9 protein-coding genes are annotated in these 16,793 nt (G+C 50.3%); 5 read left to right on the top strand and 4 right to left on the bottom strand.

Annotated features, from left to right (window positions below):
• Nucleotides 1-59: 59 nt before the first annotated feature.
• The 4 genes from H6629_10805 to mnmH all read right to left on the bottom strand — a co-directional run bounded on the left by H6629_10805 (nucleotide 60) and on the right by mnmH (nucleotide 7,966).
• Complete coding sequence (locus H6629_10805) at nucleotides 60-2,873, bottom strand: PAS domain-containing protein (GenBank protein MCB9068284.1); 2,814 nt, start codon at nucleotides 2,871-2,873, stop codon at nucleotides 60-62.
• Nucleotides 2,874-2,979: 106 nt separating this feature from the next.
• Nucleotides 2,980-3,477: a purine-binding chemotaxis protein CheW gene (locus H6629_10800; GenBank protein MCB9068283.1), complete on the bottom strand. Its 498-nt coding sequence runs from the start codon at nucleotides 3,475-3,477 to the stop codon at nucleotides 2,980-2,982.
• Between the two features lie 17 nt (nucleotides 3,478-3,494).
• Nucleotides 3,495-6,668, bottom strand: coding sequence for an Hpt domain-containing protein (locus tag H6629_10795; protein MCB9068282.1), 3,174 nt, complete (start codon nucleotides 6,666-6,668; stop codon nucleotides 3,495-3,497).
• 266 nt (nucleotides 6,669-6,934) lie between these two features.
• Nucleotides 6,935-7,966: a tRNA 2-selenouridine(34) synthase MnmH gene (gene mnmH / locus H6629_10790; GenBank protein MCB9068281.1), complete on the bottom strand. Its 1,032-nt coding sequence runs from the start codon at nucleotides 7,964-7,966 to the stop codon at nucleotides 6,935-6,937.
• A 262-nt stretch (nucleotides 7,967-8,228) separates the two neighbouring features.
• Here mnmH and H6629_10785 point away from each other — a divergent pair, with 262 nt between their 5' ends.
• The 5 genes from H6629_10785 to H6629_10765 all read left to right on the top strand — a co-directional run bounded on the left by H6629_10785 (nucleotide 8,229) and on the right by H6629_10765 (nucleotide 16,647).
• Nucleotides 8,229-8,843, top strand: a complete 615-nt coding sequence (locus tag H6629_10785) for a hypothetical protein (GenBank protein MCB9068280.1) — start codon at nucleotides 8,229-8,231, stop codon at nucleotides 8,841-8,843.
• Nucleotides 8,844-8,982: 139 nt separating this feature from the next.
• A complete protein-coding gene (locus H6629_10780; protein ID MCB9068279.1) occupies nucleotides 8,983-9,432 on the top strand; it encodes a GNAT family N-acetyltransferase in 450 nt (149 codons plus the stop codon).
• 1 nt (nucleotide 9,433) lies between these two features.
• Complete coding sequence (locus H6629_10775) at nucleotides 9,434-11,986, top strand: ABC transporter permease (protein ID MCB9068278.1); 2,553 nt, start codon at nucleotides 9,434-9,436, stop codon at nucleotides 11,984-11,986.
• Nucleotides 11,987-12,036: 50 nt separating this feature from the next.
• The gene (locus H6629_10770; GenBank protein ID MCB9068277.1) at nucleotides 12,037-13,209 is read left to right on the top strand and encodes a carotenoid 1,2-hydratase; all 1,173 of its coding nucleotides are present in this window, start codon (nucleotides 12,037-12,039) and stop codon (nucleotides 13,207-13,209) included.
• A 102-nt stretch (nucleotides 13,210-13,311) separates the two neighbouring features.
• Nucleotides 13,312-16,647: an exodeoxyribonuclease V subunit gamma gene (locus H6629_10765; protein MCB9068276.1), complete on the top strand. Its 3,336-nt coding sequence runs from the start codon at nucleotides 13,312-13,314 to the stop codon at nucleotides 16,645-16,647.
• Nucleotides 16,648-16,793 lie beyond the last annotated feature (146 nt).

Below are 16,793 nucleotides of genomic sequence, written 5' to 3'. Positions count from 1 at the left end.
CGTTAAATATACATTACAGTCATTATTGGCTCAACAACAATCGTTATTCATCAACGCGATTAAAATTTGCCAAAATCATCATCATCCAGCGAAATGACAGATGACGGATCGACAGATTTACCGGAACTGAGCTTTGACGGCGCATTCCGCTTTACCGGTGCGCTACCCCATGCTGTTTCCGGGGCAGATTTTTTGACAGGCTGAGATTGGAACGGATTAAGCCCCTGAGATTGAAGCTGTCGCAACATCTGCATCAACAACTCCGGCGTAATGCCATTGGGCAACTGTCCATTCCACGCTTCCTGCTCTTCGGTTTTCAATTTAAATTTGCCCAACATCTCTTTCAACCGGGATGATTGACCGGAGAGTTCCTCAGCCGAAGCGGCCGTTTCTTCTGCGCTGGCGGTGTTGGATTGGGTTACTTTGTCAATTTGGCTCAATCCCTCGTTGATTTGCCCTATACCCTGAGCCTGCTCTTTGGATGCAACATCAATTTCGCCCACCAGATCGGTCACTTTGGTTACCTGATTAACAATTTCGCCCAATGCCCCGGCGGTTTCGTTGGCGATATTGGTTCCGTTTTGCACCCGTTTTATGGAATCTTCGATCAATTCCGTTGTTTCTTTGGCGGCTTTGGCGCTGCGCTGGGCGAGGTTGCGAACCTCTTCCGCAACAACGGCAAATCCTTTGCCATGCACGCCGGCGCGGGCAGCTTCCACCGCTGCGTTTAACGCCAGCAGATTGGTTTGGAAAGCAATTTCGTCGATCGCTTTGATAATTTTGGAAATCTGGGTGGATGATTTGTTGATTTCATCCATCGCGTTCAGCATGTCGCCCATTTGACGATTGCCGGTATTGGCAAAATCGCGGGCACCTGCGGCCAATTTGTTGGCCTGTGCGGCGTTCTCTGCATTTTGGCGGGTTTGTGCTGTCAATTGGTTCATCGATGCAGAAATTTCTTCCAGTGAACTGGCCTGTTCCGTAGCGCCCTGCGAGAGTGATTGGCTGGAATCCGAAACTTGCAGCGATCCCGAAGAAATTTGATCAACAGCAACAGCAACCTGCGTTAAAATACTGTTTAGCGAATCCAGCGTGGCATTCAGCGAATTTTTGAGCAGTGCATGATCGCCCATATATTCACCGGTTACATACGCTGTCAAATCGCCATCGGCAATTTTCGGCAGGCGTTGCTGCAGCTCGGAAATCGGTTCCAGAATGGAATCAATAACTTCGTTGATACCCTGCATCATTTTTCCGTAAACATCATCCAGAATTGCCAAATCCCCACGAACGGAGAGATCGCCGTTTTTCAATGCGCTGATCACCCGGTTTACTTCGTTGCGATAAACGGCACGGGCGTTCAGATCCTGCCATTCAACTGCATTGCCAATCTGGTTTCCGGATGCATCGAACAATGCGGTTGCATTTAATCCGAACTCCAGTTCACCTACTTTAATTTCGGTGCGGTGCGGCAATTGGTTCACGTTGCCCAAAATTCTGCGTTGGTTGGACGGCTTTTTGTGGAATGTATCAATATTTTTACCAATTAAATCATCCACAGAAAATCCAGGCCATTTCATGCGAAACTTATCTTCATATTTCCGCAACATTTCGATAACTGAAGGGTTCGCATAGGTGATGTTCAGGTCTTTATCACACATCATAAAAAAGCTGGCCGCGCCGTTGATCATTGCAAACAGTGATTCTGCGCGATTGGCTTCGGCTTTTTCGCGGGTGATGTTTGCCCATTCCAGATTATTGCCCACATAGTGTCCGGCAGCATCGAAAATAGCTGTCACATTCAATTTGAAATATGCTTCACCAATTTTGATATCCGCTTCCCACGGCAAATTGTCCGGATCGCTGAGAAGCTTGCGCTGGTGTTTCGGGTTTTTGTGGAAAACATCGATATTGGTGCCCAACAATTTATCCAGTTTGAATCCCGGATATTGGTGTTCGAAATGGTGAATGTTTTCCTCGATCATTTTGAAAGTGGAGCGATTGGCGTAAGTAATTACAAAATCACGATTTACAACCATCATCGCCGTTGCGGAATTGTCGATGGCACCTTGCAGGCGTGCGGCAACTTCCGCCTCTTTGCGCTGCTCTGTCACATCCACCCATTGAACCACGTAACCGGCCAAATCGCCGTTATCGTCAAATAGCGGACGTGTTTCATGTTCAAAAACATACGGTCCGGGTGTAATTTCGCCTTTTCTGCTGCTGCCCGGTCCAAGTTGTTTCAGAATATCTTTTATTGCCGAAGGATTTTTGTGATAGCGATGAATACTGCCACCGATCACTTCGCTAACTTTAAAACCCGGCAAATATTTTGCCAATTCGCTTTCAAGCCTCGTCAAAACCTCGATTGCCTTTTTGTTGACAAATACAACATTTTCATTGGCATCAGCCATCATAATATTCATTGGAGCATTATCCAAAATATTCATCATGACTGTCAAAGTATTCCAGCCGTTTTGCCCTGTTTTCGCCATTTCGTCCTCCTTGGGATGTTGGTATGCCTCTAACATTATTTTAGCTATTTTATTCAATGCTGCTGCCCAGGCGCTGTGTAATTCCTCTGTCCACATTTCGCCGGCAAGCTCTGCCATTACATCCAGCAGCGTTTCCGCCACTGCCGGATAATGCGCTTCCATCGCGCCATATTGTTGATGTTTCTCGCCCAGATTTTTTAAAACGGGTAATAATTTTTCCGGTTTACGGAGATTGTTAACCACCAAAACAATGGCGTTAAGTAAATGTTTTTGTTGCACTTTGATGTCTGCATTTTCAAATAGCGGTTTTACGTGCGGATATCGTTTGAACAATTCCTCGTAAAAACGCTTCACCAGTTTTTCGCCGGATGGTGCCAATGCTTCAAACGATTGTTCGAGCAGTTAGATTTGCAATTCCGGCTCAACCGAAGCGATATTCTTTTTAGAATTCCCCATTTATAAAACTCCTTTTCCGGTCTGCCGATTAGTTTGCGGACATTTCTGCCAGTGCTTCATCGAACAGCAACTGTTCGATATCCAGCAATATTTTGACATCATCTTCCACTTTGCCCAATCCTTTAATAAAGCGCCCACCGCTGCTTTTGAGGCTGGCTTTAGGTGAAGGTTCAATGTTATGTGCCGGAATGTTCATCACCTCCGAAACCGTATCCACAACCAATCCAACCGCGGCATCGTTAAAATTGACAACGATAATGCAGGTTCGCTCATCGTATTTACGGTTTTCCATGCCAAACCGCAGCCGTACATCCACAACCGGAATTACTTTTCCGCGCAGGTTGATGACACCTTTTATATAAGCGGGCATATCCGGCAGATCTGTAATCCGTTGAATACCGATAATTTCGGTAACGTGACGGATTTCTATACCGTATTCCTGCCGTGCGAGAGTGAAGGTCAGAAATTGCCCTTCCTGAGTGTCTTCAATTTCTTCAACTTCGGAGATATTTCTCGCGTCTTCCATTCATAACTCCTTTTAAATTAATTACTTCCATGAATATATTTTATCAAACTGGCTACATCTAAAATCAAACAGATATCACCATCCCCCAAAATGGTGCAGCCGGAAACACCCCGCACATTACCGGAATAGTCGGGCAAGGGCTTGATCACCAACTGCTTTTGACCAATCAGTTCATCCACAAACAGACAGACAGATTTACCGCTGCTTTCCGCAAGAACCACCAAACCTTCGTTCAGTTTCCGGCAGCTATTTTTAATGTTGTGCAGCTCGTGAATGCGTAAAACGGGGTATAAATTGTTGCGAATTTTCACCATTTCTTCACCATTGATGAGCGTAACAATATTATCGGGCGTTATTTGCAGCGATTCGCGAATGTCCATCATTGGCAGCGCGTAAATTGCATCGCCAACCCGCATTTGCATACCATCGACAATTGCAGTGGTTAGCGGAATGCGTAAAATTATGCTCGTGCCTTTGCCTGCTTCGCTTTCAACATCCACACGTCCACGAATACTTTCGATATTTTTGAGCACAACGTCCATTCCCACACCGCGTCCGGAGAGGTCGGTCAATTTTTCCGCGGTAGAAAATCCCGGTTTGAAAATGAGCGGCCAAACGCTGCTGTCCGGCATATCCGCATCATTTCCGGTGATAAGTCCGCGTTCGCGAGCTTTTGTCAAAATTTTGTCGCGATTGAGTCCGTGACCGTCATCGCGGATAAAAATCAGAATTTCGCTGCCCACCTGTTTGGCTTCCAAAACCACCGTTCCGGTCGGTTTTTTGCCACTTTTGCGGCGCACATCCGGCATTTCGATACCGTGGTCAATCGAATTGCGAATGATGTGCACCAACGGATCGGATATCGTTTCGATCACAGTACGATCAACTTCTGTTTCGCCGCCGAGAATTTCCAGATTTACGGATTTGCCAACTTTGTTGGACACATCGCGAACCAACCGGATCATCCGTTTGAACAATCCCGCGAGAGGAATCATTCGCATCGCCGTGGCCATTTCCTGCAACGAACGGATATTTTTTTGCAAATGCATCACTGCTTTTTCGAAACCGGGCAAATCTCTACCGACAATTTCCGGGTGTTGCGCCACCATCGATTCGGCGATGACGATTTCCCCAACCAGATCCATCAGTTCATTTAGCTTTGCGACATCCACCCGAATCACTTCGCTGCCGGTTTTGGCAATTCCGGATGTCACCGGTTTTGTTTTTGACGCAACAGTCACTGCAATCCCCGTTTTTACTTTATTTACCATCGCTGTTGCTACGGTCGCCGTTGGCGTTGCGGGTTGCTGTTCGGCAAAAATCGGACGGCTTGGCGGCGATTTCTCTGCGGGTGCAGCAGCAACCGGCGGCACCTGCTGCGACGTTTTTATTGCATTTATTTGCGGTGTTGTGTCGGATGCCGGCACAATTTTTTCGTCTTCATTTTGGGATAACACTTCGGCGTTCAAAATCGGTTGCGGCTGCGGTATTTTATCGGTAGACGGTTTGCCGAGCCCCTCTTCAATCAAGCCGATAATGCCGCTGATACCGTCGATCACATTTTTGTCATCGTATTCAAAATTATCCAACCCAATGCGCACGAAATCCAGCACCTGCAACAAAAATGAGAAATGTTGCTCCGTCGCCACAATTTCGCGGCTGCGAACCATGTCTAAAAAATTTTCGATATGATGGCAAATTATCGCAATATCGTGACATCCGAACAGACCGGCGTTTCCTTTGATACTGTGCACCGCACGAAATGCTCCGGATGCCAGCTCCCGATCACCGGGAACGGTTTCCAGTTCCAGTAAAGCGGATTCGATTTCTTCCAACAATTCGCGGCTTTCGATAACAAATTGTTTACGCATTTCCGGCGTGATAAACGATTCGTTTGTCACCATGCGCTGTTGTTCAAAGTTGCTATTTTGCGACGCTGTTTCTGCGGTATCTTCCGGCAAGTCGTCATCATCCGGATCGGGTAATAAATCCGGCATATTTCTTAAACTCTGGAACAGTTGAACGTAATAATCCTCTTCCGCTTCAAACCGGGAAACGCTTTCGTGATTTTTCAACGCGTTCAGATACAATTTGAAAAAATCGATCAGTTTGATAAATCCCAAAACATTGTCATTTGAAAGTTTAATTTCCGATTTCCGGATGCTGTCCAGCAAATTTTCGACTTCGTGTGTGATGGTAACAATAGAAAACAGTTCCAGAAATGCGGCACTGCCTTTAAGCGAATGGAAGCAGCGAAAGAGTGAATCAATTTCAGTTACATTTAACGGTTCGCTATGACCAGATGATTCCCACTCCTTAAACGTGTGCTCTGCGCGTTCCAGTCCTTCCAGGCTTTCATAAATAAAATCTTGTAAAATTTCCAGATCTTCATCAGATGAGAGAAATTTTGAGGCTGGTAAATCCCAGTTAATAATATCGTTTACGGAGATAGATGGCTGTGCCGGTTTCGAATCGGCTTCTTCGGTTTCGATTTTCAGTTCACAATCTTCTTCCACAAAAACAAAAACGCTGCGCACTGTTTCGATTGGCTCGGTTGTCCGCAGCAAAATATCCCAATAGGTATAGCAACTCACCGGGTCGATAGCTTCCAGATCCGGTATTTTATGCGTATTCGCCTGAATAATGCATTCGCCAAGCTCCCGCAATTCTTCAAACAAAATGGTAACATTGGTTCCATTCATCAGCAAATTTGGGTGCGGAGAAAACAATATTCGCAGGTATTGCATATTGGGCTCACTTTGCTGGTTGGTTGGTACTAGCTCCGGTTGGGGCATCGTTTGAGCAGTCGTAACATCGTTTCCTCCAGCACGAATCTGTTGCAAAACGGAGGTAATAGCCTTGTTTTCCAACGATGCTTCTGTTTGGCCGCCCAACATTGCGCGAATCACATCAAGCGATTGTAACGTTATATCAATTAGCGATTTAGAGATGTTCAAATTTCCCGAACGGACCATTTCGTACGCGGATTCAATTTCGTGGGTAAAGGTAGAAATTTCGGCAAATCCGAACATCCCCGCTGCACCTTTTATCGTGTGCATAGCGCGGAACACCCGTTGCACCAAATCGGCATCATTGGGCGTTTCTTCCAATAGCAACAAAGCTTCTTCAAGGTCTTCCAGAAGCTCTGTCGCTTCTTCGACAAATGTATTTTCAAATTGTTCTTCGTTCATTTCACCAAACCAGCAATGTTGTTTCCATTTGTCACAACAAAATCGAGTAAAAATCTTTTTCGCAAACCAGGGATTAAAGACAGCGGTGGGAGTTTCGACAGATATGTTTGTTGGCAACAATTCATCTTTTTACTATCCCTGTAAGCTAAAATTGCAATAGTTATCATCGCCAGTTTGTTATATGGCTTTAAAAAAAATTGACCAAATGTTTTCTGAAAAAAATGTATCGGAAATGTTAGGTTTCGGCGGGGATAATGCACACAAAGTTACGCAATATTGAAACCTTGGGGATACAATTGCACAATTGCAGCCGCATTTTCCGCAGCATCGGGGGTCCGGGTGTCGATTTTTACCATCGGTTTTGAGTCACGTTTTTGCAAGCCATAACGATAAGCTTTATCGTAATAATTTTCCAGAAGAAACGCTGTGAACGCTTCCAAATTTTCCTCCGAAAGCAGTTGCAGTGCTGTTTGGGTATTTTTGCCGCCCAACCGTTTTTCGAGCCGGGTAGTTGCCAATTTCATCAAATGTTGGTCGCAATGGGCGTAATCTGCCATCAATCGCTGCACACGAAGCGCGGCCGGCATTTCCAGCAACAGCATCGGCGCGATAATTTTCTGCTGCCAAAAATCATCAGGAATAATACAACTACCGATGTAACGGCTTTCATCCTCCACCCAAATCGGGCGGGCGGGGTCCAGCTTGTGCAACGCCAGCGCCAATTTATTTTCGAACTGCTGCTGGGTGGGTTGTTCGTCCTCTCCCAAAAAACCGAACGCAGAACCTTTGTGGTTGGCCAATCCCTCGAGATCGATAATCTGTTCGCCCATAGTTTGCAGCGCTTTCAAAATCGCGGTTTTCCCGCTTCCGGTAGCGCCGCTAAGCACAATAATATTATATGGTTGCACAAATGAACTCAACACAAATTGACGAAAAGATTTGTATCCGCCGTTCAGCACGGCAACCGGCAAACCGGAAGTTTTGAGCAACCAGGCCAAGCTGTTGCTGCGCATACCACCCCGCCAGCAGTGCACCAAAATATCTTTTCCCGCTGCCATTTCTTTGATGTTTTCGACGATAGCTTTCATTCGCGGGCCAACGTATTCCAACCCTTTCAGCACAGCAACTTCGCGCCCCTGATGTTTGTATAACGTGCCGATAACACTGCGTTCCTCGTTCGAAAACAGCGGCAAATTCGCCGCACCGGGAATGTGGCCGCGCTGGTATTCCGCCGGTGTGCGAACATCCAACACCAGCGAATTTTCGGATTGTTTTAAAAATTGCTCGACAGACAGCATTTCAAAGGACTTTCGATTAATTCAAGAAACGAAGTTAATCAATTTCGCGGCGGAAACCAAAATTCTATAATGACCGGGATTTCCACGATATTAACCGATCTGACGCACCAGACATTTTTTTGCCACAGCGACACAGAGGAGAATTCGGGCAATCCATTTCAAATGTGACGAAAATCACCGGTTTGGCGAATACATTTTTATCCATGCTATTGCTATTTCCCTCAAAATTATGTATAGTAACCGATCTAAAAAAAGAACTGATATGAAAATTCGCGAAATACAGCTGCAAACACACGATCTGGACGGACTAAAAACGTTCTACCGGGATAAACTCGGGCTGCCTATTTTACGGCAGGGCAAACGGGCGTTTACCGTTGGCATCGGCAATTCGCGCATAAAATTTTCCATCGCAGAAGATGACGATAAACCGTATTACCATTTCGCGATCAACATTCCCGAAAACCAGTTGGCGGAAGCCAAAAAGTGGCTGAGCGAGCGCGTTGCACTGATCGAAAAAGATGGCCAAAATGAGTTCCGTTTTGAAAGCTGGAATGCTGACGCTATTTATTTTTACGATCCGGTCGGCAATATTGTGGAGCTGATCGCCCGGCACAATTTGCGAAATGCCTCTCCCAAACCTTTTAGCGCCGAAAGCCTGTTGAGCATCAGCGAAATCGGGCATCCGGTGGATAATGTGCGGCTGTTTTGCGAACATATCCGCGCTGAACTGCGCCTCCGGTTGTGGGACGGCGATGAGCGCACCTTTGCCGCCGTTGGCGATGAAGAAGGCTTGTTCATCGTTGTGCCGATCAATCGCCCGTGGTTTCCGGCAGACAAACCCGCCGAAAATTATCCGATAGCGGTGGATGTCGTTTGATTTAACGATGGTCATTTCATGGCTTAGTTTGTAACCACTCGATCCCCCCAAAAAAAATTTCCCAAAATACGAATCGATTGTCATCGCGGTAAACAATCGCTATTTTTGCGCTGGAAATCCATTTCCCGAAGGAGCAATTATGGCATCGGATAGTTTACATTTGACAATTGCGCAACTGTCTGATTTTGATGACGTTATCGCGCTGTTAAAATCAGCGGATTTACCGGTTGACGATCTCAATGTGGAGCATCTGCGATATTTTTTAACCACCCGCGAAAACGGAAAATTGACCGGCGTCGGCGGGCTGGAAATTTATAACGATGCCGCATTGCTCCGCTCCGTTGCCGTTGCGGCATCGCAGCGAAACCGGGGAATTGCGCACCAATTATTGGCAGCGCTGGAAAAACTTGCCCGGGAAAACGGGGTTTCCGCGCTGTATTTGCTCACTACCACCGCCGATAAATTTTTTGCGAAACACGGATTTGTGATGGTCGATCGCGAAAACGTGCCGGAGCACATCCGCGAAACCCGCGAATTTGCCTCGATTTGTCCGTCCAGCGCCATTTGCATGAAAAAATCAATTGAATAAAATGAACCTGCTCAACACATCCAGCCTGCGCTATTTATTGAAACATCCGTGGCAAATGCTGCTCTCGATTATCGGGATTGCCATTGGCGTGAGCGTGGTAGTTGCGATCGATTTGGCCAACCAGAGCGCCACCCGTGCATTCGAGATGGCAATGGAATCTGTTGGCGGAAAAGCCACCCACCGGATTTCCGGCAGCACGGATTTGCCCGACACGCTCTATCGCGATATCCGCATCAAAGCGGGATTCCGCAACGCCGCGCCGGTGATCGAACAATACGTCATTTTCGAAAAAAATGGCGATCGCCGAACGCTGATGGTGCTGGGCGTCGATCCGCTCGCTGAAGCGCCGTTTCGCTCGTATGTGCAGGATTTGGGCATCACCGGCGGGAATAATCTCGGGCGATTTATGACGCAGCGCGGCGCGACCATCCTTTTCCGCGACACCGCCGAACAACTGCAACTCGCACCCGGCGATACGTTTACGGTCGCGTACGGCGGTGTTCCGGCGCAATTGCACCTCATCGGACTGCTCGATGCGGCAGACGAATACAGCCGCCAAAAGCTGGAAGGGCTCGCGATTGTCGATATCGCCACGGCGCAGGAAATTTTCGGGATGAACGGGCAACTCAGTCATATCGATTTGCTGCTGCCCGAATCACCGGAAGCAACGCAAATTCTCGCCGACATTGAACAATTGCTGCCATCCGGCGTGCGCATCCAGCCTGCCGGCGCCCGTTCGGACATCATGGCGCAAATGACCCGCGCATTCAACATCAACCTTACCGCGCTCAGCCTGCTGGCGGTCATCGTCGGAATGTTCCTCATTTACAACACGATGACGTTTTCCGTCGTGCAGCGGCTGGAATTGATCGGACTGCTGCGCACCGTCGGCGTCACCCGCCGGGAAATTTTCACCCAAATACTCGGTGAAGCCTTCTTTTTGGGGCTGATCGGCACAATTCTGGGGCTGCTGCTCGGCGTGATGTTGGGCAGCGGCTTGCTGAAGCTGGTCACCCAAACCATCAACGATTTGTATTTTGTGGTCACCGTGCGAACGCTGGCGCTCACGCCATTTATCTTTTTGAAAGGGTTGCTGCTGGGCATCGGCGCAACGCTGTTGGCGGCGTTCAAACCCGCCCGCGAAGCCACCGCCGTCGCCCCGCGAACCGCAATGCAACGCTCCGGACAGGAAACCCAACTGCGATCCCAACTGCCGCAACTGACCGTCGCCGGACTGATTTCTGCGGTTTTGGGCGTGATTATTTTACTGCTGCCCAGCCGCAACATTCCGCTCAGTTACAGCGGGATTTTGTTGCTGATCATCGGTTTCACGCTGTGGACGCCGCTGGTGCTGGTGCTGTTGATGCGCGTTTTCCAGTCACCTGCCGGAAAGCTGTTCGGGCTGATCGGGCGAATGTCCGCCCGCGATGTGGTGGCACATCTCAGCCGCACCGCCGTCGCGATTGCCGCGCTGAGCATGGCGGTCGCCGCTACCGTTGGCGTCGGCACGATGGTCGGCAGTTTTCGCGCAACGGTTGTTCACTGGCTGGAAAACCAGCTCCGTGCCGATGTGTATATCTCCCGCCCGAGCCTCACCACCCGGAACATCGACGCAACGTTGCCGGCGGAATTTCTGCAAAAAGTGCAGGCATTGCCGGGCGTTCGGGAAGTGAACGCATTCCGTTCGCTGACCATCACCGAAGGCGACACGGAAACCAAAGTGATCGGCACGCTGCTTTCGCGTGAGATGTTTTTCCGGCAGCAGTTCAAAGCCGGGAATCCGCAGGAAATCTGGGCGCGATTTGCCGATTCCGCAATCGTGATGGTTTCCGAGCCGTTCGCCTATCGCAATCGCGTGCATGTCGGCGATGCGCTGACACTGCCCACCGCCACCGGCGATGTGACGTTTCGGGTGGCGGGCATTTATTTCAATTATGCATCCGAACAGGGATTTGTGCTGATGAGCCTGCCAAATTTCCGCAAATACTGGCGGGATGACCGGATTTCCGGCGTTTCCGCGTTCGCCGCGGAAGGCATCGATTCCGGTGAGTTGATCAGCGACATTCGCGCACTCGCGCCGCCCGACGAGGAATTGCTGGTGCGCTCCAATCGCGATTTGCGGGAAACCAGCATCGAGATTTTTGACCGCACATTTCTGGTAACCAACGTGCTGCGATTGCTGGCGATTGTGGTCGCGTTCATCGGCGTGCTCAGCGCACTGATGGCGTTGCAGCTCGAACGCCGCCGCGAACTGGGCATCCTCCGCGCCAACGGCTTCACGCCCCGCGAGGTCTGGCGGATGATCACCCTGCAAACCGGATTGATGGGGCTTGCCGCGGGCATTCTTTCCCTCCCAATGGGGTTGATGCTATCGTATGTGCTCATTTACATCATCAACCAGCGCTCGTTCGGGTGGACGCTGCAGTTCCAGTTCATACCGGAAATTTTTCTGCAAGCTGTTGTTTTAGCGATTGTTGCGGCACTGCTCGCCGGACTGTATCCGGCCTTCAAAATGGCCAAAACCTCCCCGGCGCTGGCGCTCCGCGAGGAATAATCCTCCCGCGAAACAGTTGTAATTCCCCGGCTTACATCGTATCTTTCGAAATGAAACGAGCCATCGCAATCACATTATTTACCCTCGCAGCGCTGCTGGTCGGCGCGAAATGGCTGAACCAGTTTAGCGAAAATGCGGACGCCGCGCCGGAACTATCCGTTGCCTCTGTGATGGGCAGCGCGGACACCGCCGGATTTGCCCGGGCATTTGCACCGCGCGCGTTCGTTTTTCCGGCGGATCACGGACCGCACCCGGATTTTCGCACCGAATGGTGGTATTATACGGGCAATCTGCAAACGGCAAACGGGCGGCATTTCGGTTACCAGTTCACGCTGTTTCGCACCGCGCTTTCGGCGGATACGACGGCGCGGGAGTCCGAAATGGCGGCGAATCAACTGTATATGGGGCATTTCGCGCTCAGCGATATTCAAAACGATAACTACTATTATTTTGAGCGATTTAGCCGCGCTGCCAACGGGCTCGCCGGTGCTCAGGCTGCGCCATTCCGGGTGTGGCTGGAAGATTGGCAAACCACCGATCCGGATGCGGATTCGACCGCCGCGTTTCCCAAAATGCGCATCGATGCGGCGGCAGAGGGTGTTTCGCTGAACATCGAGTTGACCCCGGAAAAACCGCATGTGCTGCAGGGCGATCGCGGATTGAGCCAGAAAAGCGCCAAACCCGGCAACGCCTCGTATTATTATTCGCTCACGCGAATGACTGCCGAAGGCAGTGTCTCCGTCAACGGCGAAACGCTGGCAGTCAACGGGCTGTCGTGGATGGATCGCGAGTGGAGCACCAGCGCCCTCGGCGACAATCAGGTGGGCTGGGACTGGTTTTCGCTGCAACTGTCAGACAGCAGCGAGCTGATGTATTACCAGTTGCGCCTCACATCCGGTGAAGCTGATCCGTACAGTAAAGGCTTGCTGGTTGCGCCGGACGGTGCTTCTCAGCTCATCAAACGTGACGATGTTTCGCTGACAGTGCGCGAATATTGGGACAGCCCACGCGGCGGCAGATATCCCGCCGGATGGCGGCTGCAGGTGCCGGAACAGCGCATCGATTTGCAAATTTCCCCTCTCATCGCCAATCAGGAATTGGACGTGGCGATCCGCTATTGGGAAGGCGCGGTAAAAATCGACGGAACGGCGTATGGCAAACCGGTTTCCGGTTATGGCTACGTTGAATTAACCGGATATGCGGAAGGAAAGGAAAAAGGATAAAGGGTGAAGGATAAAGTAGGGGCGCTGCGGTAACGCGCCCAAAACAAATATCGCGGCAATAAAACACATAAACCCATCTACCCATAACCCCATCAACCCAATATGGCGACACCAACTTTTAAATTGACCATCGGACCGGCAGGCGAATATTATTTCTATAAAAAGGAAATTTTATCGCGGATCGGTTCGGGAAAAAACGCGCTGGCGTATGATTTTGTCTATTTGCTGCCGGTGAAACGGGCGGTGCGCTATTTTCATGAGCAGTTGGTTGCCGCTGCGCCAAACGGCGTGCTGGCGGAGCCGCCGATTTTCACGTTTTACGATTTCCTGCTGAAATTTTACCAGAAATTGCCGCGTGCTAAAAAAATCGTTTCGCAGTCGATGCGGCTGTTTCTCATCGAAGAATCGCTGAAAAGCTGCGGCGAAAACCTGCAATTTTTCTCGGCGAACAGCGCCAAACGGCGCGGATTGGTCAGCAAAGTGGATGCGCTGATCAGCGAGCTGCGCGAATACGGCTACAATTCCGAACTGCTCATCGAAGCGGCAGATGTGCAGGGCGATCGCCGCTACCAGGATTTTTCGCTGCTGCTGGCAGCGTTCGAGTTGTCGCTCGGTGACCGGCTGATCGACGAAGCCGGGGCGATCCAGCACGTCATCGAACGACTGGCGGCGCAGCCGAATATCTGGAAACAACATTTCCCACACGTTAAAGCCATTTATCTCAACGGTTACGGATTGTTCAGCCAGCCGATGCTGCGCTTTTTTGAACTGCTCCGCGATAAAGTGGATATTCACATCAAACTGGATTATTTGCCGGAATATCCGCAGCTATTTTCGCATGTGGATGCGGCGTTCGAATCGCTGAAATCGCTGGCGCCGCTGGTGCTGCAAAACGACGCGCCGAAGCCGTGGGAACAAAAACTGTTCAGCCGGAAATCGCTACCAGAACCGCTGGATCTCGGCAAAAAAGTGCTCATCCAGCCCTGCCAAAGCCGCCAGCAAGAGGTTGCGTTTATCGCCAGCTATGTGAAACGGCTGCACCTCGAACAGGGCATTCCGCTGCACGACATCGGCATCACTTTTCCGTCGCTGGAACGATACGCGCCGCTGATTCACGAAATTTTTCCGCGATACGGTCTGCCGGACACCGGGCTGCCGTACAACCTTTCCACCGGATTTCAGCTCAGCCAGTCGCCGCTGATCCGCAGTTTTTTGCTGCTGCTGGAAGTGCCGATGCTCCGTTTCGAGGTGAAAAAACTGCTACAACTGCTCGGATCGCCGTTTTTACGTCCCGATCCGGAACGAAAATTGAGCGCGGATGTCGTCAAACGCATCGCGATGGAGTTACGCATCACCCATTTTGTCGGCGATTGGCAGAACGATCTGGAACAGCTCATCGCGTTTCTGCGCCAGCAAATTGCCGTTGCCATCGAAGATGACGATTTCGATTTGCCAAAGCTGCAGGCGCAACTCACCGAATTTGAAACCGCGATTTCTCCGCTGCAGGAGCTGCTCACCAAACTCGACGAGCTCGATAAAAAACAATCGGTTAACGATTTCCGGAATCACTTTTTGGGACTGCTGGAAAAGCTCGGATTTCTCGGCTGGTATAAATCCGCGAACCCACATTTGAGCACCACCGAACAGGAGAAGGAATTCCGGGCGTTCAACCGATTCATCAAATTGCTCGACCAGTTTAGCTGGATCGTCACCAATTTGCACGGGCAGCAGCCGCTCTCGCTGCGGGAATTTCACGGCTACCTCAGCCTGCTCGTTTCGCAGGCAACCTACAATTTGCGTGAGTGGTCGAATTTCGGGCTGCAAATTATGCCGCGACTGGAAATTCTGGCGGTGGAGCCGCGCGTGCTCATTTTCGGCGGGATGGTCGAGGGCGATTTTCCGCGACCGTTCACCAAAGACGTGTTTTTCAGCGATGACGAGCGCAATGCGATGGGGCTCGCCGCAACCGAGGATTTGCTGGCGCAGGATCGCTACCTGTTTTATCAGGTGCTCAGCTCCGGCGTTTCGCAACTGGTGTTCACCTATCCGCGATTCCAAAAAGAGGCGGCGCTGGTGCCCTCCAATTTTCTGGATGTGCTCCGCGACCAGACCACCGCGCATTGGCGGAAGCATTTGCCGTCGCCGCAACTGCTGCAAAATCAGCAGGATTTGCCGGAACAGGTGGCAATGGCGATGCCCGAAGGTGTGCGAAAATCCGACCAACTGAAGCTGAAACGCTGGCTGCAACTCAACGTCGGCGATCCCGAAAAAATGGAAATGGCGCAGCTCTGGGCGCAAAAAGTGCGCACGGAACACCGCAAACGTGGCGGCGATTTTACGGCGCACGAAGGTATTCTCACGGATTTCCCGGCAATTGTGGCGCAATTGCAACACACATTTGGCGAAAAACCATTTTCCATCACCCGGTTGGAAACCTTCGCGTTTTGCCCGATCAAATTTTATCTGCGATATGTGCTGCGATTGGAAGAGGAACAGGAAGTGGAAACCGGGATGACACCGCTGGAGCGCGGCGAATTTGTTCACCGCACGCTGTTCCGGTTTTACGTTGAATTGCGCAACCAAAAACGCGACCGGACACCGTGGCTCGGTTTGAATTTGCTGCGGAAAATCGCGGAACAGGAATTCGACAAAATGCCCTTTTCCGGGCTGCTGTTCGAGTTGGAACGGGAAAAATATTTCGGTTCCGAACGGCACGCCGGTTTGTGGGAAATTTTTCTCCGCGAAGAAGAAAAGCAGATCGAAGCGAGCGGATTTTTCCCGAAATATTTTGAAGTCGCGTTCGGCAAAGCCGGGCGAAAAGCGGAGCAGGACCCGCTGCTGCCACCGATTCCGGCAATCGAATTGCAGAAAAACGGCGAATCGATCAAGCTCACCGGAAAAGTGGATCGCATCGATTTAAACGATGACGACGAAGCGCTGCTGCTCGATTACAAAACCGGCAACATATCGGCGAGCGCGATGGCAGCGGCGCAGGGCATCGATTTGCAGTTGCCGGTGTACGCGCTGCTGATGGAGCAATTACTGGCTGCCAAACATCCCTCCGTTGCGCCGGTGATGACCGCGCTGTATCAGGTGAAAGACCAGCAAAATTGCCAGCGCAAACCGGTGCTGGCGGATATGGACGCCAATGTTGCCATCGCCAAAAACAGCCGCGCGGCGCTGCCCAACAAATATATTTTGGATGCGCACGGCAACCAGCTCACCTTTGGCGATATTTTGATTCGCACCCGCGATTATTTGTTCGATTATGTCGGGCAAATCCGCGTCGGCAGTTATCGCCACACCCGTTTTCCAACGGACGATGGCTGCCGGACATATTGCGAATTCCGGCGAATGTGCCGGAAAGATGTGCGAAAATTGCTGGATGTTGCGTCCGGGCAGGAGCGGTTTTCCGAATCGGATGAATTGGATAAATAGCTTAGGTTGACCTACGAAATACACGAAACATGCGAAAGTGGTTGAGTTCTTTTTCGCGAAGATTTTTGTGGCATTCCGGGTTTATCCCGGAATCTTTTTGTTGATAAGGGGATTCCTGCCTTCGCAGGTATGACAGCACTAATAGC

This window comes from Calditrichia bacterium (assembly GCA_020634975.1).
In the GTDB taxonomy this organism is placed as follows: domain Bacteria; phylum Calditrichota; class Calditrichia; order RBG-13-44-9; family J075; genus JACKAQ01.
Note: the sequence above shows the minus strand (reverse complement) of the source record. Positions and strands in the feature narration are given on the sequence as shown.